Origin of the sequence: Anaerotruncus sp. AF02-27, from assembly GCF_003465835.1 — a bacterium.
Lineage (GTDB): Bacteria > Bacillota > Clostridia > Oscillospirales > Ruminococcaceae > Anaerotruncus > Anaerotruncus rubiinfantis.
Genome location: NZ_QSBX01000002.1, coordinates 220,783 through 234,721 on the forward strand (window position 1 = coordinate 220,783; position 13,939 = coordinate 234,721).

Below are 13,939 nucleotides of genomic sequence, written 5' to 3' on the forward strand. Positions count from 1 at the left end.
ATCAGTAGATCTCTTCGCCCGCGAGGATCCGCACACCTTTTGCCTGCAGCGCCTCAATTGCAACCGCATTGTCCTCCACACGAAGGATGACAAACGCCGTTTTTTCCGAGCGGGAAACAAATGCGTAGATATACTCGACGGCAATGTCCGCGTCCCGCAGTACATTGAGCGCGATTGCCAGACCGCCGGGCTTGTCGTCAATGCCCACCGCGATGACGTTGGTCTGGGAAACGGTATATCCCTGCTCCTTGAGCACGGACTCCGCGCGGGAAGGGTGGTTGACAATCAGCCGCATGATGCCAAAATTGGTGGTATCGGCAAGCGAAAGCGCACGGATGTCAATATCATGCTCGGCAAGGATATTGCAAATCTCCGCCGTTCTTCCGGGCTGGTTCTCCACAAAGATCGATAACTGTTTCACTGGCTTTGCCATATCTCAACATCCAATCTGCCCTAACTGGCTAAAATTTGGTTTCATGATGATACTGACCAAAAGAAAGGGAAAATTCCCCTTCTTTATTGTAATTATATCACACGAGATGCCGTTTGTCGATAACGCGTTTTGCTTTTCCTTCGCTGCGCTCGATCGTTTTGGGGGAGACAAGATGAACGTTGGCATGGATGCCCAGCATCGATTTGAGGCTTTCCACCAGCTCGCGCTCGCGCGAAGCGATCCCTTTCACCGTATCGTTGAACATTTCCTGGGTCATCTCGACATTGACGTCGAGCGTATCGCTGTTGCGCACACGGTCAACCAAGATCTGATAGTTCGCGGGATAGCCGTGGTTTAAGAGCACCGTCTCGATCTGGGACGGGAACACATTGACACCGCGAATAATCAGCATGTCGTCGCTGCGGCCCATGGGTTTGGACATCTTGACATGGGTGCGCCCGCAGGAGCACTCTTTGTGATTCAGCACGCAGATGTCGCGGGTACGGTAACGGATCATTGGGAAGGCCTTTTTGGTGATGCTGGTGAAAACCAATTCGCCCTTCTCGCCGTCCGGGAGCACCTCCCCGGTGACCGGGTCGATGATTTCCGCGATGAAGTGATCCTCGTTGATGTGCATGCCGGTCTGCTCGGAGCATTCAAATGAAACGCCCGGCCCGGAAAGCTCGGTGAGTCCATAGATGTCGTAAGCCTTGATGCCGAGCTTCTGCTCGATATCGTGACGCATCTCCTCGGTCCAGGCTTCCGCGCCGAAAATACCTGCCTTGAGGCTGATCTCCTCCGGCGGGATGCCCTTGTCCTGGAAGGTTTCCGCGATGTAAGCCGCATAGGACGGCGTGCAGCAGAGAATGGTGGAATGCAGGTCCTGGATGAACTGGATCTGCCGGTCGGTATTGCCCGAGGACATCGGCAAGGTAAGGCAGCCAACTTTGTGGGAACCGCCGTTGAGGCCCGGCCCGCCTGTGAAAAGTCCATATCCATAGCAGACCTGACAGACGTCCTTGTTGGTGCCGCCGGCCGCAACGATCGCGCGCGCGCAGCAGTCCTCCCAAAGTTCGATGTCGTCCTGCGTATAGAATGCGACCACGCGTTTTCCGGTGGTGCCGCTGGTGGATTGGATGCGCACCGCCTCTTCGAGCGGAACCGCCAGCAGCCCATATGGATACGCATCGCGCAAATCGGCTTTTGTGAGGAACGGCAGCTTATGCAGGTCCGCCGTGGATTTCACGTCGTCCGGCGTTAAGCCTTTTTCCTGCATCTTCTTGCGGTAGTACGGCACATTATTGTAAACGTGTTTGACCGTTTCCACCAGTCTTTCATCCTGCCAGGCTTTGATCTGTTCCCGGGAAGCGCATTCGATCTCGGGCTGGTAATAGTTTGCCACTTATGTTTCGTCCTTTCGTTTCTAGTCTTCTAAAACGGCCTGCTGCCGTAAAAATTTAACCTTTGTAACTGCGGCCAAGCGCAAACGCCTTTTTATTGAGTTCAAGGAACTTTGCCGGGACGGTCTTTTCGATCGTCCGCTGCCAGACTTCATCCGAGAAGTCCAGCATTGACGAGAGCACGCCGATCAGCACGACATTGACCGCTTTGGCGCTGCCCGCTTCATGCGCGAGCTTCAAAGCGTCGAGCGCCACGAGCTGCACCCCTTTTGCCGTGAGCTTCTCAAAGATTTCTGTGGGATAAGGCATCACACCGGTTATGACCGGCATCGGGTCAATTTCCTGGTCGTTGACGATCAGTTTGCCGCCTTCCTTGAGGAAGGGCAGCCAGCGGGCGGCTTCAAGCTTCTCGAACGAAACAATGACGTCCGCTTCGCCTTCCGCAATGACCGGCGAATAGACCTTGTCTCCATATTTGACATAGGTGACAACCGAACCGCCGCGCTGAGCCATACCGTGCACCTCGGAAACCTTCACATCAAAGCCCTGCGCCATGAGCACATTGCCCATGAGCTTACTGGCGAGCAGTGAACCCTGCCCACCGACGCCGACAATCATAATACTTTTTACATTCGACATTATTTCGCCACCTCCGCGGTAGATTTAATCGCGCCGAAGCCGCACATCTTTTTACAAAGGTCGCAGCCGACGCAAAGTGTATCGTCAATGACGACCTTGCCGCTGGTGGCGCTGATAGCCGGGCATCCGATCTTCATGCACATTTTGCAGTTTTTGCATTTGTCCTGGTCGATCGCAAGCGGCGGGTTATGCTTAACGTATTTTAAGAGTGCGCATGGCCTCCGGGCGATGATGACCGAGGGCTCGTCGGCCGCAAGTTCCTCTTTGATGACCGCTTCGAGCTCCTGAAGCTCGTTTGGATCGACAACACGGATGCGCTTAACACCCGCCGCCTCGCAGATCTTCTCAATCGAAACCTGCGGGGTCGGCTGGTTTTTGAGTGTGAGCCCGGTGGTCGGGTTCTGCTGATGTCCGGTCATGCCGGTGATCGAATTGTCGAGCACGATCACGGTCGAATTGCCGCGGTTATAGGTGATATCGATGAGCCCGGTGATTCCGGAATGCATAAAGGTGCTGTCACCGATGACCGCGACCGATTTTTTCGCGGAATCACCGCCGCGCGCGGTATTGAAGCCGTGCAGGCCGGAGATCGAAGCACCCATGCATATGGTGGTGTCCATCGCGCCGAGCGGCGGCATTGCGCCAAGCGTGTAGCAGCCGATGTCACCGCTGACCATCACCTTCAGCTTGCCAAGCGTATAGAAGAGCCCTCTGTGCGGGCAGCCCGGGCAGAGCACCGGAGGGCGCACCGGCACCGGCTCGCCAAAACCTTCCGGCGCGGGAACCGCCTTGCCGAACGCCGCCGCAACCTTGCGCTGGGAAAGTTCGCCGAGCAGTCCGGTGAGTTCCTTGCCGCCCGCTACCGGGATGTTATGTACGCGCAGGTGGGTTTCGATGACCGGGTCGAGTTCTTCCACAACATAGAGTTTCTCAACTTTCGCGGCAAAATCCGCGATCAACTTTACCGGCAAGGGATTAATCAGTCCGAGCTTCAGAATGCTCGCATCCGGAAAGGCCTCTTTCACATACTGGTAGCAGATGCCGGCGGTGACGATGCCGATTTTCGGATCGTTCATTTCCACCCGGTTGAGCGGCGTGGTTTCGGCGAATTCCGCGAGCCTGCGCATCCGTTCTTCCACAAATACATGCCGTCCAATCGCGTTGCCAGGCATCATGACATATTTTTTCGGGTTCTTTTCATAGGTTTTGAGCGGCCGCTCCATACGCTCGGAAAGCTCCACAATGCTTTGGGAATGCGCGACACGGGTGCAGGTGCGGAAGATGACCGGCGTGTCGTACGTTTCGGAAATTTCATACGCTGCCTTCACATAATCGACACACTCCTGCGAATCGGCGGGTTCGACCAGCGGCAGTTTGGCGGACACCGCATAGTGGCGGGAATCCTGCTCGTTTTGGGAGGAGTGCATCCCCTGGTCATCAGCCACGCCGATGATAAAGCCGCCGTTCACGCCGGTATACGACGCGGTGAACAGCGGGTCGGCCGCGACGTTAAGTCCCACATGCTTCATGGCGCAGAAGGAACGCGCGCCGCCGAACGACGCGCCGAGCGCGACCTCGCAGGCTACCTTCTCGTTCGGAGCCCATTCGGCGTAAACCTCTTCATAGGTACTGACAAATTCGCTGATTTCGGTGGACGGGGTGCCCGGATAACTCGAAACGACCCTGCATCCGGCTTCGTAAAGCCCTCTGGCAACCGCCTGGTTGCCCAACATCAACTGTTTCAAACTCTTTCTACCTTTCTATCTTCAATTCTGCAAAAAACTATCTGAGGTCCACCACGCGTTTTGCCTTGCCTGCGAAGCGTTCAATCGTCTTGGGTTCAACGAGCGTGACCTTCGCATCGATGCCGAGCACCGTGCGCAGCTTGTGGCGGATATCCTGGGTGAGCTTCTCCAGATCGGAATACCGTTCGAGCAGGCTGCCGTCGATCAGCTCGACCTTGACTTCGAGTGTGTCGGTATAGCCTTCGTGCCGGACATAGAGCATGTAATGCGGGCTGATCTGCGCAATCGGCATCAGCACGCTTTCAATCTGGGACGGGAACACATTGACGCCCTTGATTTTGAGCATGTCGTCACTGCGGCCCATGACCTTATCCATGCGCGCGGTGGTCCGCCCGCATTTGCAGGGCGTATAAACGACGCGTGAAAGGTCACGGGTACGGTAGCGCAGCAGCGGCAGCGCTTCCTTGGTGAGGGTCGTGATGACCAGCTCGCCGACCTCCCCTTCCGCCTTTGCTTCAAGCGTTTCGGGATCGACCACTTCGGTCAGGAAATGATCCTCATTGATATGTAAACCGTCGCGATATTCACATTCGCCTGAGACCCCCGGCCCGACCAGCTCGCTCATACCGTAGTTGTCAGTGGCGAAAAGCCCGAGCTTCTTTTCGATCTTGGCGCGCATTTCAGGGGTGCAGCCCTCCGAGCCGAAAAGCCCGATACGCAGTTTGAAGTCCGAAAGCTGATAGCCCATCTCATGCGCAAGCTCCCCAAGATAAAGCGCATAACTGGGGGTAGCGATCAGGGTAGTGGTGCCAAAATCCTTCATCAGCTTGATCTGCTTTTCCGAGTTGCCGGAGGAAGACGGCACAACCGCTGCTCCAATCTTCTCGAGTCCGTAATGCAGGCCAAGCGCGCCGGTAAACAGGCCGTAGCCGAAACAGATCTGGGCAATATCCTCATCGGTTACGTTGGCCGCGGCGATAATGCGCGCCATGATTTCGCTCCACATTTCGAGGTCATTCCTTGTGTAGCCGACGACGGTCGGGTTGCCGGTAGTGCCGGAGGAGGCATGGATGCGTACAACCTCCTTTTTGGGAACGGCAAACATTCCGAACGGATAAGTGTCGCGCAGGTCGGCCTTGGTTGTCGGCGGGATATACTGGATATCGGAGAGAGTTCGGAATTTATCGGGATCCAGCCCGATCGCGTCGAACCGGTCGTGATAAAGCTTCACATTGTCATAGCAGTATCGGACAAGACGCTTCAGGCGCTCGAGCTGGAGCGCTTCGATGCCGCTGCGAGACATTGTTTCCGCTTCTTTGTTGAAAATCATGGATTCGTTCACTCCGTTTCATTTGTTAAGGGTCCATTTTACCGCGCACAGGCACTGCCGCGCTTCAACGCATTTATTCGCTAAATCCGTTCTTCTCATCATACCGCGAAAACCTGCTAAAATCAACCCTTGTGGGGACATTTTGCGCTTTTGAAGGGCTATTTTTCCGATTAATCATACGAATTCATAAATTATTAAACAAATTGACACCCTTTTCGTGTAAACTAATAAAGTTAAATATTGTTGATTTCCCGGCGTGAACGCGCAATAATGGAGCAAACTATGTTTGGTTATATAAAGCCGTGCAAGCCGCAGCTGCGGGTCTGTGAATATGAACTCTATAAGGCGGTCTATTGCGGGCTTTGCAAACAGCTCGGGAAGCAATACGGCCCCTTTTCGCGCTTTACCCTGAGCTATGACTTCACCTTTCTCGCGCTGTTGGACATGTCTCTTTCGCAAGAGGAGCAGGACTTTGCCCGCAAACGCTGTCTTTTAAATCCCCTCAAAAAGATGCCGTGCTGCGGCGACTGCCGCGAGCTTTCCTTTTCTTCCGGCGTTGCGATGATCATGTTTTACTACAAGGCGCTCGATAATCTCAATGACGCCGGTTTCGGCTCGAAGGTTCTGTCGTTTCTGTTTTTGCCATTCGCGCGCCATGCCTATAAAAAGGCTGCTGACCAATATCCGCAGGCGGCCCAGGTGATTTACGAAACGATCAGCCGCCAGAGCGCCATCGAAGCAGAAAACTGTGAAAGCGTGGATCAGGCCAGTGAACCGACCGCCCTCGCGCTTTCCGGCATCTGTGGGCTGCTTGCCCGCGACGAAAACCAGCGCAGGGTGCTGGAACGGTTCGGCTATCTGCTCGGGCGGTATGTCTATCTCTGCGACGCGCTCGATGACCTCGAGGAGGATCTCAAAAATCACAGCTACAACGCCTTCCTGCTGCGCGACAAGATCACCCGGGCTGACCCGGAAGATCTCGCCCGGGTGCGGGAAAACGCAAAAGGTTCGCTTTTCCTCACCATCGGGGAACTGATCAAAGCCTATGAGCTTTTGGAACTTCATCGCTATAAACCGATCCTGGACAACGTGATCCAGCTCGGCCTTCATGATACCGTCCTAAGAATTCTTCTGCCAAAAAAGGAGACTGAACACTGATGACAGATCCATATAAGGTTTTGGGCGTATCCCCGAACGCCACCGATGAACAGGTGAAAGCCGCATACCGGGAGCTTGCGAAGAAATACCATCCGGATAATTACGCGGGCAATCCCCTTTCCGACCTGGCTGAGGAGAAGATGCAGGAAATCAACCAGGCTTACGACACCATTGTGAACCAGCGCCGGGGCGGCGGCCAGCCGCAGGGCGGTTATGGTTCGGGCGGATCTTACTACAGCGGCACTTCGCAGTTCTCGGACATCCGCCGGATGATCAATGCCGGGCGGCTTGCCGAAGCGCAGGAGCTTCTCGACGGCGTGTCCGCCGGCAGCCGCGACGCTGAATGGTATTTTCTCAAAGGGAGCATCTACTATTCGCGCGGATGGCTCGATGACGCGCTTCAGTCCTTCCAGAAAGCCTGCACCATGAACCCCCAGAACCAGGAATATGCCGCGGCCTACAACCAGCTCGTCTGGCAGCGCCAGACCGGCCGGCCGCAGTATGGCGGCGGGCCCTACCAGGCCAACCAGGTCGGGGGCTGCAGCTGCTGCGACATCTGCGCCGCAATGTACTGCGCCAACTGCTGTATGGACTGCGGCACCGGCTGCTTCTGAGCCGAATGAACAAATAGGATGATATTATGAAAAAAAGCACACAGGTCGCCATCGGCGGTTTATCCGCCGCATTGTGCCTGTTAATGATGTTTATGACCGGGCTGATCCCGTTTTCTTCATATGCCTTCCCCGCTTTCGCGGGCATCGTCCTTATCGCGGTGGCTGAGGAAAACGGCAAAAAAACGGCTCTGATGGTTTATGTGGCGGTTTCGGTGATGTCGATGTTCATTGTGCCTGATCCGGAAGCTAAGACCCTTTTTATCATGCTGCTCGGTTACTACCCCATCCTCAAGCCGATCATTGAGCGTTTGCCGGCGGTCTTTGCCTGGCTTGTCAAGCTCATACTGGTCAACGGCATGGTCGTCGCGTTCTATTATGTCTCCCTTTACATCCTCGGCTTGCCCGATCTGCTCGAAGGATGGGGCGATTTTGGCAAATTTACCGCTTATATCGCAATGGGGATGGTCAACTTTACCTTTGTGATGTACGATTTTCTCCTGACGCAGGTTCTGCACATCTATCGCGCGTGGTTCCGTCCCAAAATCCTGCGCAAAATTACCTGACCCGAAAGGAGTGCCTTTCATGAGCCTTCGCCAAAAATCCCGAACCAATCCGGTTGTTGTGATCCTCCTTTCCTTCCTCTGCGTCGTGCTGGTCGCGGTCGCCGCCTATCTTGCCATGGGAAATCTCGGTGGAGACGACACGGTTAAACCCGCCTTCCGTGTGGAAGGACTTGACCCGGCGGCTCAGACCGGCCGGATGCCCGGCACGCCGCGCAATGAGAAATCCCCCGGCCCAGACCAGTTCGGCTACCGGATCAATTTAAACCCGTCGTTTGCTTCAGATGGCACCGGAGGCAACATCCTGGTACAGAATCCCGCCTTCAACAATTACCTCATGGTGCTCGAAATCGCGGACGAAAACGGTGATGTTCTCTACCAGTCGCAGTTTTTGGCACCCAACCAGTACATAGAAAAGATCGATCTGCAAAAGCCGCTGGAGAGCGGCGGCTATCCCGCCACCGCGTATATCAACGCGGTCGACCCGAAAACACTTGACCTCGTGGAAGCATTTGAATGCCGGTTGAACCTCATAATTAAATAAATGGACCGCTGCGCATGCAGCGGTCCATTTTTTCGTATCCACGCCAATACGCGGCCCAGCCACACCACACGTTTTTCAGTGGCGGTTGATAAAAAAGAGCCCCACAAGGCACAGCGCAATTCCAATAAACTGATTTCCGGTGAGTTTCTCCTGAAAGAACAGCATCCCGATAAACAACAGGATCACTGCCAGCGCGATGTTCGCGACCAGCGAGCAGGTGCTGATGTTCCATCCGGCGCGAAACGCCAAAATGTACCCAAGCTCCAGCCAGAAGATCGCAACCCCCAATCCGATGCTCACCCAGTTGACCGCGCCGAAGGATGTGAGCACATCGCTTTTGCCCCGCACATCCATCAGCAGCAGCAAAAACGAAAGTGCCGCGGCGCTCAAATAGGTCACAACCAATGCCGCGAATGGGTTTGCGGCTTCCGGCATTCCCTTGGTGAACAGGTTATAAAAGACGTTTGACGCCACAATCATCACAATCGGAATCAGATAGCTCATACGATGGTCGCACCTCCCAGCACCCGGTTCCCGTCATAAAAGACGACGGCCTGCCCTTTTGTGGCCGCGCGCTGCGGCGCTTCAAACCGCACCTGAACCCGGCCATCTTCAAGCGGGTAAACCTCTGCGGGCGCCGGTTTATGGGCATAGCGGATTTTTGCCTGCGCCGCAAACGGCGCGCCCGCGCCATCCGGCGCGATCATCCGCAGATCTCCCGCCAGGAGTGTGTCTGAAAAGACCGCGCTTTCATCCGAAAGGGTGACTGTATTGAATTTTGGATCGAGCCTGCTCACGAACCGATGCCTTCCGAAGCTCACACCCAGGCCTTTGCGCTGGCCGATGGTATAATGCAGCACGCCCTTGTGACGGCCGATCACCTTCCCGGTTTCATCTAAATAGTCCCCTGGTACGCACGCGTTGCCCGTATACCGTTCAATGAAGGAAACATAATCCCCATCCGGCACAAAGCAGATATCCTGGCTGTCCGATTTCGACGCCACCGGAAGCCCCGCAGCCGCCGCGATCGCGCGCACCTCATCTTTCGTATAACTTTCAATCGGCAGGATCAGCCGTGAGAGCTGCGCCTGTGTCAGATGATAGAGCACATAAGACTGATCTTTGCGCTCCTGTGCGCTGCGCCAAAGCTGATAAAGACCGCTTTGGGCGTCAAAACGCACGCTGGCATAATGGCCGGTCGAGATATATTCGTAGCCGAGCCGGTCCGCGTCCTCCAGGAATTTTCCGAACTTGATGTTCCGGTTGCAGGCGATGCAGGGATTTGGCGTCGCGCCGGCGGCATAGGTTTCGACAAAGTAATCGAGCACCCGCTTTGCAAAAATTTCCCGGTAATTGAACAGATAATGCGGGATTCCAAGCTTTTCGCAGACCCGTTTCGCGTCCCCGGCGTTATCCTCATTGCAGCCGTCGAAAAGTTCAAAAGTGGCACCGCCGACCTCGTATCCCTGCCGCTGCAAAAGCAGCGCGGCAACCGAGCTGTCCACGCCGCCGCTCATTGCGACCAAAACCTTTTTCTTCTTCATAATTCCCTCCCTGACCAGCAAAACGCAACAGGCGGAAACCCGCATTGATTACACGGTTTCCGCCTGTTCCTTTTACACACATATGAAGTCATGCGTTTCGGCTGCCTCCCTGCGGAAGCCCCCCTCCGAATCTCCAGTTGGTCATATGTGGTTCATTTATATTATACACTCTGTATTGTCAATTTGCAATAGGTTTCGACAGAATTTACATCGTGTAAACTTTCTTTCCGGCGCGGATCAGACGTATTTTTCGATGTTTCACGGTGCAAGAAACCACTGATAGCCAAAATAACCTGTTATAACCGCCGCCGCAACCACCAATACCACCACCAGCAGCTTGAGCCCAATCCCTGGGCCGGAATTTTCCGGCTTTTCCGGAGACGGCGGAACATATGCGGCGGAAGCAATCAGGTCGTCCGCGTCGTCGATACGCGGGATCGTCGAAAATACCTGCGTTCCCGTGTCAAAGCTGTCGTCATAACGCGACAAAACCGGCGGTTCGTCATATTGCGGTACGGGCGGGTATGGGTCTTCATAAGCGCGCTCAAACGCCCCATCGCGCGGCGGCGCGGCACTGCGGGAGGACTCGTCATCAATCCGCGGGACATCCTGTGCAAAATGCGCGGACGGCCCCTGCTCCATGGGCTGCGGAGCCGCAAACGGCTGAACCGGCTCGTCCGGATAGTAGACAAAATACGGCGCGGGCCCGTCTGATTCAGGCGCTTTTGGCGCGGCCGGCGGTTCCAGCTTTTCCTCCTCCGGCCGGTTGCCGCTGTGCGGCGGCTCATACTCATAAATCGGATAGCCTTCATAATATTCCGGATCATCCTCCGGGCTAAATTCCGGTTCGCTTTCTTCCTGCGCTGCGGCATAGAATGCCGCGGCCGGATCCTGTGCATCCTCCGCTTCGTCCGCGAGCACCGGCGGCGGGGTCAGGTTTTCATAGTGATCCTGAAAGTCGCTGATGATCCGCGCACCGCAATATGGGCAGTATTTGAAATCACTTTTGACGTTGTTCTGACAGTTTTTGCAAACCATGCGGATCATTTCCCCACTTTCGGTTCATACTGATAAGGCCGGTATCATAGCCGCAGAGCGCCAAAATGGCACCTTCTGCGATCCCGGTGAATAAATCACCGCGGCGGCGTATCCGCGCTTTACGCGGGAGGCAAGCGGCTTGCGCCGCTTGCTATTGTGTTTATTATACCACAAGCGCAAAGCGCGCGGTGGGATAATGGGCCATCGGGCAGGCAGCCGGCAACGCCGGCGTATCTGCCTGGCCATAAGCCCCCGTATAACAGCCGCTCTGCGGCTATTGTACCATAATCCGGCCCATCATACAAGAATGAAATCCACGCAGAGGAGCCCATCCATATGTCAATTATCTCCAAGGTCTGGATCACAGGCGCCGAAGGACGCCTCGGCAGTGAGCTCAACCGAATGCTCAACCAGCGGGAATTTGAACTGCTCGACACCGATTGCGACGATGTCGATGTCACCAATGTGGAAGACGTGCTCGGATTTGCCGACCGAAATCATCCAGACCGCATTATCCACTGCGCAGGCATGACCGATACCGCCGCCTGCGAGCAGGACCCGGAACGCGCCTTCCGGGTGAATGCGCTGGGCGCGCGAAACGTCGCAATCGCCGCACGCAAGATCGGCGCGCGGCTGATCCATCTTTCGACTGACGATGTATTTGGAAACGGTGCGGACCAGCCCTATACCGAATTTGACATCCCCTGCCCCATAACCGTCTATGGCCGCTCCAAGCTCGCGGGGGAAAACTTTGTGCGGGAGCTTGCACCCAAGCATATCGTCATCCGCAGCGGATGGGTATATGGGGCAAACGAACACAGCTTTGTTACCTGGCTTCTGCAGCAGGTGCCATTGGGTCAGCCTGTCGCCGTTGCAGATGATCAAACCGGCTGCCCCACCAGCGCAAAGGAGCTCGCCCGGGCGGTTGTCCGGCTGATGGACACCTCTGAATACGGAACCTATCATGCCGCTTGTGAGGGCTCCTGTACCCGTCTCGCGTTCGCAAAGGAGATCCTGCGCCTTTCCGGACAGGATCTCCTTCTGGTCCCAGCGGCGCACGAACTGTCGGAACACATTTTCCGGCCTGCCTATACGGCGCTCGATAACTTTATGCTGCGTATTTCGGGGCTTCACCGGATGGCAGACTGGCAAAGCGCTCTTCGGGAATATTTACAGGAAATGCCCTTGGAACGCCTGCCCCGCGGACGATGAAGGAGAACCTATCCATGGATCAAAAAATGAAAAATTTCCCCCTGACAGCACAAATCTTCATAGGTCTGCTGCTTGGCGCTCTGGCAGGCGTCCTGCTGCACGAATTCATGCCCGCAGGGGAACTGCGGGACCAGATTCTTGTCGGCGGAGTGCTCAATGTCGTTGGGAACGGCTTTTTGCGCGCCATGCAGATGCTCGTGGTCCCGCTTGTATTCTGTTCGCTGGTCTGCGGCAGCATGGCGGTGGGCGACACCAAAAAGCTCGGCAAGATCGGGGGGAAAATTCTTCTGCTCTACCTTCTTACCACCGCGGTTGCCATTTCGCTCGCCATCGGGATTGGACGGATGATCAATCCGGGTCTGGGGCTGAACCTGGCCGAACTCCAGCCGGTCGAAATCGCGCCGGTCGAAACGGTCAGCCTCACCGACACGCTGCTTGGTATTATCCCGAAAAATCCCATCGAAGCATTGGCCAAGGGAGAAATGCTCCAGATCATCCTCTTCGCGCTCATTGTCGGCGTCATTCTCGCCAAACTTGGCGAACGCGCTGAAGGCGTATCTAATTTTTTCAGCCAGTGCAACGACATTATGATGGAAATGACCCTGATGGTTATGCGGTTTGCACCTGCCGGGGTTTTCTGCCTGATTGCCAAAACCTTTGCCGGCATCGGTTTTTCCGCGCTCGGCGCAATGTTAAAATATATGTTCGCGGTACTTCTCGCGTTGGCCGCGCAGTGCTTTCTGGTCTATATGGCAATGCTCAAGGGCCTCACCGGACTGAGTCCTGTCGCCTTTCTGCGCAAGTTTTTCCCGGTTATGGGCTTTGCCTTTTCGACCGCCACCTCCAACGCTTCCATTCCGCTTTCGATCGACACGCTCACCAAAAAATTGGGCGTGGCCAAAAAAATATCCTCCTTTACCATCCCGCTCGGCGCAACGATCAACATGGATGGAACCGCCATTATGCAGGGGGTGGCTGTTGTCTTTGTCGCACAGGCCTACGGCATCCCGCTCGCTGTCACCGACTATCTCACGGTCATTGCGGCCGCGACGCTTGCTTCCATCGGCACAGCAGGCGTGCCCGGGGTGGGGCTGATCACCCTTTCGATGGTGTTTGCCTCGATCGGCCTGCCGGTCGAAGGAATCGGCTTCATCATGGGAGTCGACCGGCTGCTTGATATGGCCCGTACCGCCGTAAACGTAACCGGCGACGCGGTCTGCACCACCATTGTCGCTTCCCAGGAAAGAGCGGTCGATCGGGAGCGGTTCCGACGCATGACAGAACATTCCGATACAGGAAGATAAGAAAAAGCGAAAAACTACCGAACCATTAAGCGAGCTTCAAAAAGATACTTTGTGAACCACCCTAAGATGCGGGACAAAAGACGGACCGTTTCAGCTGTTCACCTTTTGCTGCATCCTAAATCGCTTGTGGAAGTTGCTCTGCGTACACTATTTCGAAGTCATTACCGTAGATATCCTCAATTGGTGTGATGTCAAATTCTGCATTTACATCGTTCAGTATCCCGATATCACGGCAATGAATCCAAATGTTCTGCGATGCAGTGCGATGGCTATGCTTGAGGGAACCAAAAGAACCGCTGAAAAGTTCAATACCTTGCAGGAATTTACCCTGCTGTTTTGGAAAAATCAAATATGATGGGGAATTCAAACATCCCCGTAGAGGCAGTGCGCCACCCAAGTGTTGAATTTATCCAATGAC

General features: G+C 55.2%; 15 protein-coding genes. 6 read left to right on the forward strand and 9 right to left on the reverse strand.

Translation table 11 applies throughout. The features are described from left to right. Position 1: 1 nt before the first annotated feature. From DWV16_RS03155 to DWV16_RS03175, 5 genes are all read right to left on the reverse strand, one after another. On the reverse strand, positions 2 to 433 hold the full coding sequence (locus DWV16_RS03155; protein WP_066459282.1) for an ACT domain-containing protein: 432 nt from the start codon (positions 431 to 433) through the stop codon (positions 2 to 4). 97 nt (positions 434 to 530) lie between these two features. Further along, positions 531 to 1,835 (reverse strand): phenylacetate--CoA ligase family protein, encoded by a 1,305-nt coding sequence (locus DWV16_RS03160; RefSeq protein ID WP_118477763.1) that lies wholly within the window; start codon positions 1,833 to 1,835, stop codon positions 531 to 533. A 55-nt stretch (positions 1,836 to 1,890) separates the two neighbouring features. Then, positions 1,891 to 2,472, reverse strand: coding sequence for an indolepyruvate oxidoreductase subunit beta (locus DWV16_RS03165; protein ID WP_066459279.1), 582 nt, complete (start codon positions 2,470 to 2,472; stop codon positions 1,891 to 1,893). Next, the gene (gene iorA, locus DWV16_RS03170) at positions 2,472 to 4,217 is read right to left on the reverse strand and encodes an indolepyruvate ferredoxin oxidoreductase subunit alpha (protein ID WP_187116734.1); all 1,746 of its coding nucleotides are present in this window, start codon (positions 4,215 to 4,217) and stop codon (positions 2,472 to 2,474) included. Before iorA ends, DWV16_RS03165 begins: the two co-directional genes overlap by 1 nt. 37 nt (positions 4,218 to 4,254) lie before the next feature. Next, positions 4,255 to 5,547 (reverse strand): phenylacetate--CoA ligase family protein, encoded by a 1,293-nt coding sequence (locus tag DWV16_RS03175; RefSeq protein WP_066459277.1) that lies wholly within the window; start codon positions 5,545 to 5,547, stop codon positions 4,255 to 4,257. A 282-nt stretch (positions 5,548 to 5,829) separates the two neighbouring features. Between DWV16_RS03175 and DWV16_RS03180 the strand changes: the two genes are divergently transcribed. From DWV16_RS03180 to DWV16_RS03195, 4 genes are read left to right on the forward strand one after another with little or no spacing between them, the layout of a single operon-like run. Further along, positions 5,830 to 6,705 (forward strand): DUF5685 family protein, encoded by an 876-nt coding sequence (locus DWV16_RS03180; RefSeq protein ID WP_118477764.1) that lies wholly within the window; start codon positions 5,830 to 5,832, stop codon positions 6,703 to 6,705. Next, on the forward strand, positions 6,705 to 7,319 hold the full coding sequence (locus tag DWV16_RS03185) for a DnaJ domain-containing protein (protein ID WP_066459273.1): 615 nt from the start codon (positions 6,705 to 6,707) through the stop codon (positions 7,317 to 7,319). The genes DWV16_RS03180 and DWV16_RS03185 overlap by 1 nt, the downstream gene beginning before the upstream one ends. A 26-nt stretch (positions 7,320 to 7,345) precedes the next feature. Next, positions 7,346 to 7,882, forward strand: a complete 537-nt coding sequence (locus tag DWV16_RS03190; protein WP_066459271.1) for a hypothetical protein — start codon at positions 7,346 to 7,348, stop codon at positions 7,880 to 7,882. A gap of 19 nt (positions 7,883 to 7,901) precedes the next feature. Then, the gene (locus DWV16_RS03195) at positions 7,902 to 8,423 is read left to right on the forward strand and encodes a hypothetical protein (protein WP_118477765.1); all 522 of its coding nucleotides are present in this window, start codon (positions 7,902 to 7,904) and stop codon (positions 8,421 to 8,423) included. A 75-nt stretch (positions 8,424 to 8,498) separates the two neighbouring features. Here DWV16_RS03195 and DWV16_RS03200 read toward each other — a convergent pair whose 3' ends face one another. The 3 genes from DWV16_RS03200 to DWV16_RS03210 all read right to left on the reverse strand — a co-directional run bounded on the left by DWV16_RS03200 (position 8,499) and on the right by DWV16_RS03210 (position 11,014). Then, entirely contained in the window at positions 8,499 to 8,927 is a 429-nt protein-coding gene (locus tag DWV16_RS03200; protein WP_066459267.1) for an EamA family transporter, read from the reverse strand. Further along, entirely contained in the window at positions 8,924 to 10,012 is a 1,089-nt protein-coding gene (gene mnmA / locus DWV16_RS03205) for a tRNA 2-thiouridine(34) synthase MnmA (RefSeq protein ID WP_255420044.1), read from the reverse strand. The genes DWV16_RS03200 and mnmA overlap by 4 nt, the downstream gene beginning before the upstream one ends. Before the next feature lie 213 nt (positions 10,013 to 10,225). After that, complete coding sequence (locus DWV16_RS03210) at positions 10,226 to 11,014, reverse strand: hypothetical protein (RefSeq protein ID WP_147349417.1); 789 nt, start codon at positions 11,012 to 11,014, stop codon at positions 10,226 to 10,228. A 327-nt stretch (positions 11,015 to 11,341) separates the two neighbouring features. Here DWV16_RS03210 and rfbD point away from each other — a divergent pair, with 327 nt between their 5' ends. Continuing rightward, a complete protein-coding gene (gene rfbD, locus DWV16_RS03215; RefSeq protein WP_207734357.1) occupies positions 11,342 to 12,217 on the forward strand; it encodes a dTDP-4-dehydrorhamnose reductase in 876 nt (291 codons plus the stop codon). Between the two features lie 14 nt (positions 12,218 to 12,231). Beyond that, a complete protein-coding gene (locus DWV16_RS03220; protein ID WP_243007265.1) occupies positions 12,232 to 13,521 on the forward strand; it encodes a dicarboxylate/amino acid:cation symporter in 1,290 nt (429 codons plus the stop codon). A gap of 115 nt (positions 13,522 to 13,636) precedes the next feature. On the opposite strand, the gene DWV16_RS18815 is transcribed toward DWV16_RS03220, so the two are convergent. Then, positions 13,637 to 13,918: a hypothetical protein gene (locus DWV16_RS18815; RefSeq protein WP_147349418.1), complete on the reverse strand. Its 282-nt coding sequence runs from the start codon at positions 13,916 to 13,918 to the stop codon at positions 13,637 to 13,639. Between the last annotated feature and the right edge of the window lie 21 nt (positions 13,919 to 13,939).